Source organism: Pseudomonas baltica, assembly GCF_031880315.1.
In the GTDB taxonomy this organism is placed as follows: domain Bacteria; phylum Pseudomonadota; class Gammaproteobacteria; order Pseudomonadales; family Pseudomonadaceae; genus Aquipseudomonas.
The window spans coordinates 2784199-2799285 of the sequence record NZ_CP134771.1; the positions used below are offsets into that span (position 1 = coordinate 2784199).

General features: G+C 61.8%; 16 protein-coding genes. 5 read left to right on the forward strand and 11 right to left on the reverse strand.

From position 1 onward, the window contains the following. Positions 1-3: 3 nt before the first annotated feature. Together REH34_RS12315 and REH34_RS12320 are read right to left on the reverse strand one after the other, a co-directional pair. Positions 4-768 carry a YdcF family protein gene (locus REH34_RS12315; protein WP_226506316.1) on the reverse strand — a complete coding sequence of 255 codons (765 nt, stop codon included), beginning with the start codon at positions 766-768 and terminating at the stop codon, positions 4-6. A 192-nt stretch (positions 769-960) separates the two neighbouring features. Next, entirely contained in the window at positions 961-1269 is a 309-nt protein-coding gene (locus tag REH34_RS12320) for a hypothetical protein (RefSeq protein WP_226506315.1), read from the reverse strand. 228 nt (positions 1270-1497) lie between these two features. On the opposite strand from REH34_RS12320, the gene leuS reads away from it, so the two are divergent. From leuS to REH34_RS12345, 5 genes are all read left to right on the forward strand, one after another. After that, on the forward strand, positions 1498-4104 hold the full coding sequence (gene leuS / locus REH34_RS12325; protein WP_311971784.1) for a leucine--tRNA ligase: 2607 nt from the start codon (positions 1498-1500) through the stop codon (positions 4102-4104). A gap of 75 nt (positions 4105-4179) precedes the next feature. Next, on the forward strand, positions 4180-4785 hold the full coding sequence (lptE, locus tag REH34_RS12330; RefSeq protein WP_226506313.1) for an LPS assembly lipoprotein LptE: 606 nt from the start codon (positions 4180-4182) through the stop codon (positions 4783-4785). Positions 4786-4833: 48 nt separating this feature from the next. After that, entirely contained in the window at positions 4834-5871 is a 1038-nt protein-coding gene (gene holA / locus REH34_RS12335) for a DNA polymerase III subunit delta (protein WP_226506312.1), read from the forward strand. Between the two features lie 49 nt (positions 5872-5920). Beyond that, positions 5921-6085, forward strand: a complete 165-nt coding sequence (arfA, locus tag REH34_RS12340) for an alternative ribosome rescue factor ArfA (protein ID WP_226506311.1) — start codon at positions 5921-5923, stop codon at positions 6083-6085. A gap of 62 nt (positions 6086-6147) precedes the next feature. After that, on the forward strand, positions 6148-7476 hold the full coding sequence (locus REH34_RS12345) for a lytic murein transglycosylase (protein ID WP_226506310.1): 1329 nt from the start codon (positions 6148-6150) through the stop codon (positions 7474-7476). 49 nt (positions 7477-7525) lie between these two features. Here REH34_RS12345 and REH34_RS12350 read toward each other — a convergent pair whose 3' ends face one another. From REH34_RS12350 to mltB, 9 genes are all read right to left on the reverse strand, one after another. Next, entirely contained in the window at positions 7526-7762 is a 237-nt protein-coding gene (locus REH34_RS12350; RefSeq protein ID WP_311971785.1) for a hypothetical protein, read from the reverse strand. Then, on the reverse strand, positions 7738-8397 hold the full coding sequence (locus REH34_RS12355) for a M15 family metallopeptidase (protein WP_311971786.1): 660 nt from the start codon (positions 8395-8397) through the stop codon (positions 7738-7740). Before REH34_RS12355 ends, REH34_RS12350 begins: the two co-directional genes overlap by 25 nt. 152 nt (positions 8398-8549) lie before the next feature. Further along, entirely contained in the window at positions 8550-9503 is a 954-nt protein-coding gene (locus REH34_RS12360; protein WP_311971787.1) for an LD-carboxypeptidase, read from the reverse strand. Between the two features lie 219 nt (positions 9504-9722). Then, positions 9723-10742: a lipoyl synthase gene (gene lipA, locus REH34_RS12365; RefSeq protein WP_226506307.1), complete on the reverse strand. Its 1020-nt coding sequence runs from the start codon at positions 10740-10742 to the stop codon at positions 9723-9725. Position 10743: 1 nt separating this feature from the next. Further along, entirely contained in the window at positions 10744-11400 is a 657-nt protein-coding gene (gene lipB / locus REH34_RS12370) for a lipoyl(octanoyl) transferase LipB (protein WP_226506306.1), read from the reverse strand. After that, complete coding sequence (locus REH34_RS12375; protein ID WP_226506305.1) at positions 11400-11711, reverse strand: DUF493 domain-containing protein; 312 nt, start codon at positions 11709-11711, stop codon at positions 11400-11402. The genes lipB and REH34_RS12375 overlap by 1 nt, the downstream gene beginning before the upstream one ends. A gap of 79 nt (positions 11712-11790) precedes the next feature. After that, on the reverse strand, positions 11791-12951 hold the full coding sequence (locus REH34_RS12380) for a D-alanyl-D-alanine carboxypeptidase family protein (protein WP_311971788.1): 1161 nt from the start codon (positions 12949-12951) through the stop codon (positions 11791-11793). 108 nt (positions 12952-13059) lie between these two features. Beyond that, positions 13060-14070, reverse strand: a complete 1011-nt coding sequence (locus tag REH34_RS12385; RefSeq protein WP_311971789.1) for a septal ring lytic transglycosylase RlpA family protein — start codon at positions 14068-14070, stop codon at positions 13060-13062. Beyond that, the gene (gene mltB / locus REH34_RS12390; protein ID WP_226506302.1) at positions 14070-15080 is read right to left on the reverse strand and encodes a lytic murein transglycosylase B; all 1011 of its coding nucleotides are present in this window, start codon (positions 15078-15080) and stop codon (positions 14070-14072) included. Before mltB ends, REH34_RS12385 begins: the two co-directional genes overlap by 1 nt. Positions 15081-15087 lie beyond the last annotated feature (7 nt).

The window sequence follows — 15087 nt, forward strand, 5'->3', positions numbered from 1 at the left end:
CACCTACCGGTAGAACACCCGATACCCCACCGCCCCTACCGCCTCGTTGAGCAACTGCGCATTGCGCCAGAACGCTCGACTCTCCGGCAGCCACCCCCCCAGCGGGGTGTCCTGATCCACCCCCATGAACCCCACCGGACCGGCCACCACGGTCAACCCGGCATGCTCGAAACTCCATACCGCTCGCGGCATATGCCATGCCTGGGTGACCACCACGACCCGCTGGATACCCTCGGCCTTGAGCATCCGCGCACTGAATTGAGCGTTCTCCCAAGTCGTGCGGCTTGCTTCTTCCTGCCAGCGGGCGGTGACGCCAAAATCATCGTGCAGCGACTGCGCCATGATCCACGCCTCTGACGGCGGCGTCCCATAGTGCAAACCACCCGACGTCAGCACCGGCAAGCCAGAGGCCTTGGCCAGCCGGGCGGCGAAGCGCACGCGTTCCAGCGCCAGGCCGGTGGATTGATCCACGCCGCCCCAGGCCGGATCGCCGCGCTCGCGCCCAGCCCCCAGAATAACGATTGCGTCGGCGCGCTGCGCCAGGGTGGCCCACTGATCCAGTGCCAATGGCGGCTGGCTTTCCATCCAGCGGGCTACATGCAACGTGACCACCGGCAGGCTCATCAGCCACAGGCCACCCAGGCCAAGCACGAAGCAGCCAGTGGCCAACCGCGGCCGGGAGCGACGCCAGCACCAGGCAAGCAGCAACAGCAGGAACAGAATCCCCGGCGGCATGAGCAGTTGTTTGAGGATGAAACGAAGTGGCATGGGGCATCTCCCTGAAAGATGCCGGGCAGCCTAAGGGCTCGCGCAAGTTTGGACAACAGCTGGCGGACGCTGCGCCTGAACCGGGCTCTTCGCGGGAAAGCTTTGTTCCCAGACTGCTAGCCGATCTTGAGTCGTACACCTGTGGGGGCATGGCTTGCCCGCGAAAGCGGCATCAGCCCTGCCCCGCATCATTCAGAAAACGCGTGTTCGGGGTGGCGCCTTGCGCTTGCGCTTGTCCTTGAGCCAAACCACATTGGCAGTGCGTTGCACCGGCACGGGATCGATGTCCGCGCAATCGGCGTGCACCCCGGTACCGCTGAGTTGCAGGTACGCGTTGATCCAATCGAATTCGGCACGGGACAACCCGCGCAACTCCAACTCCCGAGGCTCCTCGTTGCGCAGTCGAACTGCGGTGCGGGCCACATCCAGCGCCAATCCTAGACGATCGATAAGACGTTCACACAGCTCCGGCTCCATTGCTTTCAGATGCGAATCTACCATCCGTTCACCTCATTGCAGACATGACTGACTCCCCAGTCACAAGCTTAGCGTCACCTGCGAAACCAGCCTCGTGCCGCGACCAACGGAAGGCGCGGCGCAATCAGCGTTTCCCTCAATAAGGGGGGGTCATGTATGCTACGGCGTTTATATAATCGACACCGCAATGCCGGCCGCTGCGTCTCTTTGGCAGCCTGGATAAGGTCATCCATTTCTCAGCAAAAAGTAGCCATGCACGAACTCTATCAGCCCCGCGAAATCGAAGCCGCCGCCCAGACCTTCTGGGACGAGCAAAAGTCCTTTGAAGTCAGTGAACAGCCAGGCAAGGAGACCTTCTACTGCCTGTCGATGTTCCCTTACCCCAGCGGCAAGCTACACATGGGGCACGTGCGCAACTACACCATCGGCGACGTGATCTCCCGCTACCAGCGCATGCTCGGCAAGAACGTCCTGCAGCCCATGGGCTGGGACGCCTTCGGCATGCCAGCGGAAAACGCCGCGATGAAGAACAACGTCGCGCCGGCCAAATGGACCTACGAAAACATCGCCTACATGAAAACCCAGCTGCGCAGCCTGGGCCTGGCGGTGGATTGGTCGCGCGAAGTGACCACCTGCAAGCCCGATTACTACCGTTGGGAGCAGTGGCTGTTCACCCGTCTGTTCGAAAAAGGCGTGATCTACCGCAAGAACGGCACCGTCAACTGGGACCCGGTCGACCAGACCGTCCTGGCCAACGAGCAAGTGATCGACGGCCGCGGCTGGCGCTCCGGCGCGGTGATCGAAAAACGCGAAATCCCGATGTACTACTTCAAGATCACCGCCTATGCGGATGAACTGCTGTCGAGCCTCGATGACCTGCCGGGCTGGCCTGAACAGGTCAAGACCATGCAGCGCAACTGGATCGGCAAGTCCAAGGGCATGGAGGTGCAGTTCCCGTACCACCAGGCCAGCATCGGTGAAGCCGGTACGTTGAAGGTCTTCACCACGCGCCCCGACACCCTGATGGGCGCCACTTATGTGGCTGTGGCCGCCGAGCACCCGCTGGCCACCCTGGCAGCGGTCAACAATCCTGAGTTGCAAGCGTTCATCCATGAATGCAAGAGCGGCAGCGTCGCCGAAGCCGACGTCGCCACCCAGGAGAAAAAGGGCCTGCCGACCTCGCTGTTCGTCGAGCACCCGCTGACCGGTGAAAAACTGCCGGTGTGGGTCGCCAACTACGTGCTGATGCACTACGGCGACGGCGCCGTGATGGCTGTCCCGGCTCACGACGAGCGCGATTTCGAATTCGCGGTCAAATACAACCTGCCGATCAAGCCCGTCGTGCGTACCAGCGTCGGCGACCTGACCCCGGCACCGTGGATGGCGGCCTACAATGAACACGGCACGCTGATCAACTCCGGCGAGTTCGACGGCCTGGACTTCGAAGGCGCGTTCGATGCCATCGAAGTTGCCCTGATCAAAAAGAATCTGGGTGCCTCGCGCACCCAGTTCCGCCTGCGCGACTGGGGCATCAGCCGCCAACGCTACTGGGGCTGCCCGATCCCGATCATCCACTGCGATGCCTGCGGTGACGTGCCGGTGCCTGAAAACCAGCTGCCGGTCGTGCTGCCCGAAGACGTGGTGCCGGACGGCGCCGGTTCGCCTCTGGCGCGCATGCCTGAGTTCTACGAGTGCAACTGCCCGAAATGCGGTGCACCGGCCAAGCGTGAAACCGACACCATGGACACCTTCGTGGAGTCGTCGTGGTACTACGCTCGTTACGCGTCGCCGCACTATGAAGGCGGCCTGGTAGAAAAATCCGCAGCCGATCACTGGTTGCCGGTCGATCAATACATCGGCGGTATCGAACACGCCATTCTGCACCTGCTCTATGCGCGCTTCTTCCACAAGCTGATGCGTGACGAAGGCCTGGTGAACTCCAACGAGCCGTTCAAGAACCTGCTGACCCAAGGCATGGTGATCGCCGACACCTACTACCGTCGCGAAGCCAACGGTGCCTACACCTGGTTCAACCCGGCCGACGTCGAACTCGAACGCGACAGCAAGGCCAAGGTGATCAGCGCCAAGCTCAAGGCTGACGGCCTGCCGGTGGAAATCGGCGGCACCGAGAAGATGGCCAAGTCGAAGAACAACGGCGTCGATCCACAATCGATGATCGATCAGTACGGCGCCGATACCTGCCGCCTGTTCATGATGTTCGCCTCGCCGCCGGACATGAGCGCCGAGTGGTCCGATTCTGGCGTCGAAGGCTCACACCGCTTCCTCAAGCGCGTCTGGCGCCTGGCCCAGGCTCACGTCAGCCAGGGCTTGCCAGCCAAGCTCGACGTCGCCGCGCTGAACGACGAGCAAAAGGCCGTCCGCCGTGCCATCCACCTGGCCATCAAGCAGGCCAGCCAGGACGTCGGCCAGCACCATAAATTCAACACCGCCATTGCTCAGGTGATGACGCTGATGAACGTGCTGGAGAAAGCTCCTAACGCGAGCGTTCAGGATCGCGCCCTGGTACAGGAAGGCCTGGAAACGGTCACCCTGCTGCTGGCGCCGATCACACCGCACATCAGCCATGAGCTGTGGCATCAATTGGGCCACAGCCAACCGGTGATAGACGCTGGCTGGCCGGTACTGGATGACAGCGCCCTGGTGCAGGACACCCTCACTCTGGTGATCCAGGTCAACGGCAAGCTGCGCGGCCAGATCGACATGCCCGCGAGCGCCAGCCGGGAAGAAATCGAAGCCGAGGCGCGCAGCAACGAAAACGTACTGCGCTTCATCGACGGCCTGACGATCCGCAAGGTCATCGTCGTGCCGGGTAAATTGGTCAATATCGTCGCCAGCTGATTGGATCGCACGCCCGGGACCACTCCGGGCGTCTCTCACAGAGTCGGCTCACAAGGTTTGAAGGGAGCAACAACAATGATCAAACGCAATCTGCTGGTGATAGGTCTGGCCGTCGCGCTGAGCGCCTGTGGTTTCCAGCTGCGTGGCACGGGCACCACGAAAATGGCCCTGACCGATATCAGCGTCACCGCTCGTGATGCCTATGGCTACACCATCAAGGAACTGACTCGCAGCCTCGAGCAAAGCGGCGTCAAGGTTCACGCGGGTGCACCTTACCAGTTGAATCTGGTGAACGAAGCCGAAACCCAGCGCACCACCAGCTATACCAGTTCGGCGCGCTCTGCTGAATACGAGCTGACCACCACGGTCAACTATCAGCTGATCGGCCACGAGAAGCGCGTGTTGCTGGAAGACAGCGCTGAAGTGAACAGCTCCGTCACCCACGACGGCAGCAACCTGGCCGGCTCGCAAAGTGCTACTGACCAGGTACGTGGCGAAATGCGCCGCCAGTTGGTGCAGAACCTGATGCTGCGCCTGCAGCAGATGACGCCTGAGCGTCTCGACGCGCTGCAGGAAAAAGCCGACGCTCGCGCCAAGGCCGAGCAGGATGCTGCTGACGAAGCCAAGCGCCTCGAAGACGCCACCCCGCAGCAATCGCCGCTCGAAGTGCCAGCGAAGTAATCGGCCCGGGGCGGCCTGAAACCAGGCCGCCCCACCGAATCGTTGCCGATGAAACTCGCCCCCGCCCAACTCGCCAAACACCTGCAAGGCAGCCTCGCGCCCGTTTACGTTATCAGCGGCGACGATCCGCTGCTGGCTCAGGAAGCTGCGGATGCCATTCGCCTGGCTGCACGCCAGCAAGGTTTCGACGAACGCCAGGTATTCAGCGCCGACGCCAATTTTGATTGGGGCACGCTGCTGCAGGCGGGCGCCAGCCTGTCGTTGTTCGCCCAGCGACGCCTGCTGGAGCTGCGCCTGCCCTCCGGCAAGCCGGGTGACAAGGGTGCTGCGGCACTGATCGAGTATTGCGCTCGGCCGGCCGAAGACACCGTGCTGCTGATCAGCCTGCCCAAGCTCGATGGCAGTGCGCAGAAAACCAAGTGGGGCAAGGCGCTGGTCGAGGGGCAAAGCACGCAGTTCGTGCAGATCTGGCCCATCGATGCTGCGCAGTTGCCGCAGTGGATTCGGCAGCGCCTGTCGCAGGCAGGCCTGGCGGCTCATCCCGATGCCATCGAGCTGATTGCCGCCAGGGTCGAGGGCAACCTGCTGGCCGCCGCCCAGGAGATCGAAAAGCTCAAGCTGCTGGCCGATGGTCAGCAGATCAGCCTCGAGACCGTGCAAGGCGCCGTGGCCGATAGCGCTCGCTATGACGTGTTTGGCCTGGTCGACGCCGTGCTCAACGGCGAACCGGTGCATGCCCTGCGCATGCTCGAAGGCCTGCGCGGTGAAGGGGTCGAGCCACCGGTCATTCTCTGGGCCCTGGCCCGAGAGTTGCGGGTGCTGGCTGGCCTGGCATTGCAGTACAGCCAGGGCGTGCCGCTGGACAAGGCCTTCAGCCAGGCGCGTCCGCCGATCTGGGACAAACGCAAGCCGCTGATGAGCAAGGCGCTGCAACGCTATTCGGCGAGCCGCTGGGCGCAGTTGCTGCAGGATGCGCAACGCATCGATGCGCAGATCAAAGGCCAGGCGCCCGGCTCGAGCTGGGTCAGCCTCTCACGCCTGACACTGCTGATGGCCGGACAACGCTTGTCACTACCGGCCGATTGACGTGCACGCTGATTGACTTATGATATTGCCCTCTTCCAAGGAGTCGCTCATGAGTCGAAAAACCGGCAAGGCCCGCCCCAACAAGGCCAAATCCATCGTCGCCCAGCCCTTGTTCCGCAGCCGTCAGGAACCCGCAGGCAAAGGCAAAGGCAGCTACCGCCGCGAAGCCTTCCAATCGAGAGATTGGGAGGCTTCCTACTTTTTGGCCGCCTGAACCCGCTCCAACCGCAGGCATGATATGGTCACGGTCTGATTAAAAAAAATCTGGACCCCTGCATGTCTCTTCGTCGTCCCCGCCTCTGCCCACTGCGCCAGATCATTGCTGCCTTCAGCCTCATCGCACTTGTCGCCTGCGCCGAAAAACCTACCGCCGCCGATACGCTCCCTGTGACCCAGCCCTTGCCGGGTAGCCAGCAAACCAAGACAGTTGCACCGATCACCACGCTTGCGCCGATGAGCGCCGACGGTATTGCCGTGCCGTCCGAGACCTTTGCCGAATGGCAGAGCGGTTTCCGCGCGCAGGCCCTGCAGGCCGGCATCAGGCCAGACATCTTCGACCGCGCGTTCGCCAACGTGACCCTGGACCCAAGTGTGGTCACTGCCGATCGCAGCCAACCGGAGTTCAGCCGGCCGATCTGGGAATATCTGGACGGCGCCATTTCGCCCACCCGCGTACGCCGCGGGCAAGGCTTGCTCAGCCAGTACAGCGACGTGCTGACGCGCATCGAGCAGCGTTACGGCGTCGATCGTCAGGCACTGGTCGCGGTATGGGGCATGGAAAGCAGCTTCGGGCAGATCCAGGGCGACAAGTCAGTGATTCGCTCATTGGCGACCCTGGCCTATGAGGGCCGCCGTCCCGGCTTCGCTCAGGATCAACTGATTGCGGCGCTGCAGATTCTGCAAAACGGCGATATCACCCCAGAACTGATGCTCGGCTCCTGGGCCGGCGCCATGGGCCAGACGCAGTTCATCCCGACGACCTACAACTCCCATGCGGTTGACTTCGACGGCGACGGGCGCCGCGATATCTGGAACGACGCCGCCGATGCGCTGGCCTCCACCGCCAATTACCTGCAAAGCTCCGGCTGGCAGAAGGGCCAGCCGTGGGGCTTCGAGGTGCAGTTGCCACAGGGCTTCGATTACCTGTTGGCCGACGGCGCGCAGCGCAAATCGGTGGCCCAGTGGCTGGCCATGGGCGTGAACTTGCCGGCGGGCAGTGCCATCCCCCCAGGCTCGGACCAATTGCAGGCCGCGCTGCTGTTGCCAGCGGGTTATCGCGGGCCGGCCTTTCTGGTGCTGGATAACTTCCGCGCCATCCTCAAGTACAACAACTCGTCGGCTTATGCCCTAGGCGTGAGCCTGCTGTCACAGCGCTTTGGTGGTGGTGGTTACCTGCAAGGGCAGTGGCCGAAGGATGACTTGCCGCTGAGCCGCACCGAGCGTATCGAGCTGCAAACGCTGCTGACCGCCAAGGGCTACGATGCCGGCAACCCCGATGGCATCATTGGCGCCAACACCCGCAAGGCGATCCGCAGCGCACAGGCGGCTCAGAGCTGGCCGGCTGACGGCTATCCCACACACAAGCTGCTGGAAAGCCTGAGGTAAATCTCGGGCTGCGACCCAGGCCGCTTCTCCATGATCATTTGACCACCCGCTATTCAGCCGCCGTTGCCATGCTCGAAGATGGCAACGGCCACTGCCGGTAGAAATCCAGCACCCGGCCCACGCAAGAGGCTCGCTGACGAGCGGGATCCAGCCCTTGCTGTTCCGCCATGCAAGCGTTGTACATTCCCAGGTATGCATTGAAGTCGTTGCGCGCTACATCCGGCTCGACACGTGCCAGATGCTCGATAAACCTGCGTGGCGCTACCTCGAAATGCTGGTAATCCACCGGCGCATTCCAATACCCGCCCAATGGATAAAGCCATTCTCGGCAAAAATATCCAATACCTCTTCCGCCATGCCCCGGCGCTCGGGCTTTTCAGCACGTACGGCCGAGCGATTGACGTAAGCCCGGGCGGAAGCCACTGGGTCGATGGTGGCGGTGGCATCAGCATTGATAGTGAGAAACGGGTTCTGCACGGGATTCAAATCAATCGCAGCCCCATAGGCATGCAGTGACCACGAAGCACCGCCGGTTATCGGCCGGCCGTTGAAAGCGGACGTGTTGTTGGCTGCCATTGACGCTGCGTCGTCACCCTGGAAATGCTCCAGACCTAAAGCCTGCTCCAAGGGGAAACCCCGTGCATCGAGCTTGGCGAAAATGATATCGACGTTTTCTGCGAAAGCATCAAGCACTACCACCGATCCCCGACCCGGGAGCCCCTGGTGTGAAGTGAAAGGAAAGCTGACCAGACGCAGGCGATCACAGCCAACGGGGCCATTGGGGTCAAAGGTATTGGCGTCTTGCATGACTTGGCAGTGGGCTTCGGTAACGGGTCGTACTTCAGCAGATGCGTGGCTGGCGGCAACCAGCAGGGCCGTTGCAATGAAGGAGACCGCGATGCTGTTTTTCGGGTATGTCATTGTTGTCATTCCTTGGCTTGAGTAAGCGCGACCGGTTTACTGGCACGTCGCGCACTACCCACTCTAAGGATTACTCAATTCAGGCAAACCGCCCACGCCTGTGGCGGCACCACACACAGAAATTTCGGGACAACTATCATTGAGCCCGCCAGTCAGCAAACCACATCCTGCTCCAGCCACAAGCGGCACTCGCCACCGTCCAGGCGCACCATGGCGCCCAGAGGCAGGGTCAGGTTGGGGTCACAATGACCGCTGCGCCAGCCAGCGACCACGGGAATTCCCAGCGGCTCGAACATCTGACGCAACAGAGGCGTCATTTCGTCCACGCTGATACCCGCGAAGTCTCCCACCAGCACGCCGGCGATCTTCGCCAGTTTGCCGCTCAGCCTCAGTTGTGTGAGAAAGCGGTCGATCCGGTACAGGGGTTCGTTGACGTCCTCGATGAACAAGATGATCCCGTCCGCTTCCAGCGCCCAAGGCGTGCCCTCCAGCGCCGAGATCATCGCCAGATTACCACCCATCAATCGCCCGCGGCTGATGCCATGGCCAATCGAAACCAACGGCAAGGTGGCGGGATGTGCCAGCTCCGAGCCAGTTTTGAACTGGCCGCGTACCAGCCTGCGCAATGACGTCTCGGTGGGTGGCTTACGATCGGCCAGCACCTCGGACGTCAGCATCGGGCCATGAAACGTGATGAATCCCGCCTCTTTGGCGATCGCCAGGTGCAACGCGGTGATATCGCTGTAGCCCACGAATGGCTTGGCATGTCGACGCAGCAGCGCATAATCGATCTTGTCCAGCAAGCGCGGGCTGCCGTAGCCGCCACGCAGGCACATGATCGCGTCGATCTGATCATCCGCGAAGGCATCGTGCAAGTCATTGAGGCGCACCCGATCGCTGCCGGCCAGGTAGCCGGACTGCTGCAGCACGCCGGGGAAGATTTTCAGACTGTAGCCCCTGGCCGCCATCCAGCGCTCGGCCGTGGCAACATCGAATTCCCTGGGCCCGGCGGGGGCGATAATCGCGATACGACCTTCAGGCCGCAGCCGGGGGACGGCGATGCCCTGCTCGCGGGGTTGGGCGGCGATTTGCTGATTGACGTTCATCCCGAGGCCTCACTGCGTGGCTGATGGCAACGACTTTAACAGCTTGCACAAAAAAGCCGACAGCTTCTATGCGATAGAAACTGTCGGCTTTTTCTACAGCGCTGCGCTCAACTTGAAAATACGGCGGCGCTTGTTACGGCCTCTTCGCGGCAAGCTTTGCTCCCGCAATGCACGCCCCCCGTACTCACAGACCTGTGTGAGCAAGGCGAGTCGACGCGCTTACAGCTTGGCCTTGGCCTCATGCGCCTGTTGGTCAGCATGGTACGACGAACGTACCAGCGGCCCGGAGGCGACGTTCTTGAAGCCCATCTTGTAGCCTTCTTCGGCGAACCAGGCGAAGACGTCCGGGTGCACGAAGCGCTGCACCGGCAAGTGGCTGCGCGAAGGTTGCAGGTACTGGCCGAGGGTCAGCATATCGATGTTGTGCTCGCGCATGCGCTGCATCACCTCGATCACCTCCTCGTCCGTCTCGCCCAGGCCGAGCATCAGGCCGGACTTGGTAGGTACGTGAGGCACCATCTCCTTGAATTTTTGCAGCAAGGTCAGCGACCACTGGTAGTCGGAACCAGGGCGCGCAGCCTTGTACAGACGCGGCACGGTCTCGAGGTTGTGGTTGAACACATCCGGCGGCTCGGCTGCGGTGATGGCCAGCGCCACATCCATGCGGCCGCGATAATCCGGGACGAGGGTTTCGAGCTGCACGCCCGGCGACAGCTTGCGGATCTCGCGCAGGCAGTCGGCGAAGTGCTGGGCACCGCCGTCACGCAGGTCGTCGCGGTCTACCGAAGTGATCACCACGTACTTGAGGCGAAGGTCGGCAATGGCCACTGCCAGGTTCATCGGCTCGTCGGCATCCAGCGCTTTCGGGCGGCCATGGCCGACGTCGCAGAACGGGCAGCGACGGGTGCAGATGTCACCCATGATCATGAAGGTCGCGGTGCCACCGGAGAAGCACTCGCCCAGATTCGGGCACGAAGCCTCTTCGCAGACGCTGTGCAGTTTGTGCTTGCGCAGCAGCTGCTTGATGCGGTCGACTTCCGGTGAAACCGGGATGCGTACGCGAATCCAGTCGGGTTTTTTCGGCAGTTCTTCGGTCGGGATAATCTTGACCGGGATGCGCGCGACCTTCTCAGCACCGCGCAGCTTGACGCCCGCCTCCACTTTATGAGGTGCGGCCTTGACCGGCAAGCTGGTGGTCGGGATCAGGTTTTCCACGGTGGTGTCAAAAGCAGTAGTCATATCATTCGATTCCGCCCGTCAGGGTCGTCTGCTCAGCGTAGTCGAGGTGTTTGACGAGCTGCACGCGCAGCCGGGCACTAACCTCGGCAAATTCAATGCTGCCTGCATGATCGCACAGCTGGGTCATTGCCAGCCCGGCGTATCCGCATGGGTTGATACGTTGGAACGGTTCAAGTTGCATGTCGACGTTCAGCGCCAGCCCGTGAAACGAGCAGCCGCGACGGATACGCAGGCCCAGGGACGCGATTTTAGCACCTTCTACGTAAACACCGGGTGCATCCGGCTTGGCCGCGGCGCTGACGCCGAAACTGGCGAGCAGATCGATCAGGGCATTTTCGATACGACTGACCAGCTCGCGCACTCCAAAACCCAGGCGCCGCACGTCCAGCAGCAGGTACACCACCAACTGGCCGGGGCCATGGTAAGTAACCTGACCGCCGCGATCGACCTGCACCACCGGGATATCCCCCGGCAGCAGCAGGTGTTCGGCCTTGCCAGCCTGGCCTTGAGTGAACACCGGCGTGTGCTGCACCAACCATACTTCGTCGGGGGTGTCGCTGCTACGTTGATCAGTGAAGCGTTGCATGGCATGCCAGGCAGGCTCGTAGGCCATCAGGCCCAACTCGCGGAAGCCCAGCACGCTGGATGCGCTCGGCATCAGAGCACCATGTGCACGTGGCCGGTGGCTCGCAACGCGCTATTGATGTCGCGCAGTTGATCTTCGCCGGTCGCGATGATGTGCACCTGCAAAGTGGTGTACTTGCCGTTGCTGCTCTGGCGCTCGGCCAGGGTCGCAAGGTCGATTTCGGCGTGTTTGCCGAGGACCTCAAGCACCAGGGCCTTGTAGCCTGCACCCGTTTCGCCGATCACCTTGATGGGGTAGTCGGGGCAAGGGAACTTGATTTCGTGGGACTTTATATCTTCGCCAGACTTGGCGTCGGCAGAAGCTGGGACTTTGGGATCGGTCATGGCAGTAACGGCCTCGTAAGCCGTGGCGACAACATCGCCCCCGGCTCAGGTAAGAGCCAGGGGCGCGCAGGTCACGATATCAGTTGAACAAGCCGTGGAAGAATAGCCGAATGCTATCCCAGAGGCGACGGATGAAGCCACCTTCATCAACCTGATCCAGTGCGATCAGGTCGGTGCTTTGCAGCACTTTGTCACCCATCTTCACTTCGACCTTGCCGATCACCGCGCCTTTGGCGATCGGTGCGACCAGTTGCGGCACCATGGTCATGGTAGCCGCGAGGTTTTTCAGCTGGCCTTTGGGCACAGTCATGGTCAGGTCTTCAGCCAGGCCGGCACGCACGGTGCTCGCGGTGCCTTTCCAGACAGGCGCCTGTGCCAGCTCTGCACCGGCTTTGTAGAAGGTCTGGGTTTCATAGAAGCGGAAACCATAAGTCAGCAGCTTTTGCGTCTCGGCGGCGCGGTTGGCTTCGCTGGTGGTACCGAATACCACGGCGATCAGGCGCATGCCGTCACGTACGGCCGAAGCTACCATGCAGTAACCGGCTTCGTCGGTGTGACCCGTCTTCAGACCGTCGACCGTCTTGTCGCGCCACAGCAGCAGGTTGCGGTTAGGCTGCTTGATGTTGTTCCAGAAGAACTCTTTCTGCGAGTAGATGGCGTAGTGAGCTGGATCTTCGTGGATGATCGCCCGGGCCAGCACCGCCATGTCGTGCGCGGTGGAGTAGTGCTCCGGGTTCGGCAGACCGGTCGGGTTCATGAAGTGGCTGTTGGCCATGCCCAACTTGCCGGCGGTGGTGTTCATCATGTCGGCGAAAGCGTCTTCGCTACCGGCGATGTGCTCGGACAGGGCGACACTGGAGTCGTTGCCCGACTGGATGATGATGCCGTGCAGCAAGTCGCTGACCGACACTTGCGAACCGACCTTGAGGAACATCCGCGAACCGCCGGTGCGCCAGGCGTTTTCGCTGATGGTTACCGGGTCGTTTTCGCCGATCTGCCCACGACGGATTTCCAGCGTGGCGATATAGGCAGTCATCAGCTTGGTCAGGCTGGCAGGCGGCAGGCGTTGATCGCCGTTGTCCTCGACTAGCACCTGACCGCTGGAGGCTTCCATGAGTACGAAGGCTTTGGCCGCCAGTTGCGGCGGCGCGGGCACCATCTGATCAGCCGCCCATGCAGTTGGAGCGATCATCAGGGGTACAAGCAGGCATAGGCGTTTGGCAAAGGTGGTGATGTTCATCCGTCTCTCGAGATTACTGATGGGCAGATGCCCAGATGGGCAAATCGTTTCCCAGGCCTGAAGGCCTGGCGTTGTTGCGGTTCGGCGGACCGAGCCAGTACCGGAGGGTTATTCCGTGACCACACTCGGCGAGCCCAGATTGGCCAAGCGAACACTGTTCTGTACCTGCTGGACTTCCGCCGGGTTGCCAATCGGCCCCAGGCGCACGCGGTACAGAGTTTGCTGGTTACGCACCACCGGGCTGGTGAAGGCCGGGGCCTTGACCATCGAGCTGAGCTTCGACCTCAGGAGCTCTGCAGCGTCCGGGTTGGCGAAGGCTCCCACCTGGAGATACTGGCCAGCTGCTGGCGCAGAAGCGTTTTTTTTTGCGTCGATTGCCACTGGCATGATCGCGGCCGCGTGTTGCTGGGGCGGTGGCGTATATTGTTCAACGGTGCCAGTGGACGCCGTCAGCTTGGGTGTTTCAGCGGCGACCACTTGGGGTTGATCAAGCATCAGCGGTGCCGGACGACCACGCTGTGCCCACCATTGTTGTGGATCGATGCCCTCGACCTTGACCCGCGCCGTGCCGATTTCGGCATAACCGAGTTTTTTCGCGGCGGCATAGGACAAGTCGATGATGCGGTCGGAATAGAACGGCCCGCGGTCGTTGACCCGCAGGATCACCGATCGGTTGTTATCCAGGTTGGTCACGCGCACATAGCTGGGCAGCGGCAGGGTCTTGTGCGCCGCGCTCATGCCGTACAGGTCATAGACCTCGCCGTTGGCGGTGTTCTGGCCATGGAACTTGGTGCCGTACCAGGACGCGGTGCCGACGGCCACATAACTGGCCGAGTCGTTGAGCGGGAAGTAGGTCTTGCCCAGTACGGTATAGGGGTTGGCCTTGTACGGGCCGCTGTGCAGGGTCGGTATCGCGTCGGGGATCTTCGACACGTCGACGTCCCACCAAGGGGCACCGTCCTTGTGGGCGCGGTTGATGTCCAGCCCCGGCATCGAGCGAACAGCCGTGCCGCCTTGCACAGGCGAGCGGCTGCTGGTGCTCGAACAACTGACGATCAACAGTGCCATTGCTGTAAAGCCCAGCAGCTTGAGTGGTGCGCTTGTCGGCGTAACCCGCATTACTTGTTGCCCCGTGCTTGAACCAGCAAATCCGCCAGCTGATGTACGGCCATGGCGTACATCACGCTGCGGTTGTAACGCGTGATCGCGTAAAAATTCTTCAGCCCCATCCAGTACTCAGGGCCATTGGCGCCATCCAGGCGAAATGCCGTCACCGACATATCGTCGCGCAGCGCATCATGACTCGACCAGCCCAGCGCCCGCAACTCCCCAACGGTCTTGACCGGATCAATGCCCGGGCTCAAACCGCTGTCGGCTTGATCGCCACGCACCGTCGCCTGACTGACCACTGGCTCGCCGGCGACCCAGCCATGGCGCTGGAAATAGCTGGCGACGCTGCCGATGGCGTCATCGGGGTCACTCCAGATATTGATGTGGCCATCACCGTCGAAGTCCACTGCATACGCCCGAAAGCTGCTGGGCATGAACTGCGGCAGCCCCATGGCACCGGCGTAGGAGCCCTTGATCGTCAACGGATCGAGTTGCTCCTCGCGGGACATCAACAGGAATTCACGCAGCTCCTTGCGAAAGAAGTCGGAGCGCGCCGGATAGTCGAACGCCAGGGTCGACAAGGCATCGATCACCCGGTAATTGCCGGTATTGCGACCAAAAAACGTCTCCACGCCAATGATCGAGACGATCACCGAGGCCGGCACGCCGTATTCCTTCTCGGCCCGCGCCAGCGCCACCTCGTGCTGACGCCAGAAATCCACACCCCTGGCGATACGCGCATCGGTGATGAAAATCGGCCGGTAGTCCTTCCACGGCTTGACCTTCTCGGCCGGGCGCGAGATGGCGTCGAGGATCGATTGCTTGCGCTCGACCTCGCGAAAAACGCCCATCAGCTGCTCACCGGCAAAGCCGTAATCACGTGTCATTTCTCCGACGAACTGCGCCACTTGAGGCGAGCCTTCGTAATCGCCGGCCGCCGCATGTTGCGACGAACCGAGGATGCCCACCAGGCCGACCCATGGAACGTATCGAGTAGCCCAGTTACGCATTGATTGCATTGAGTGG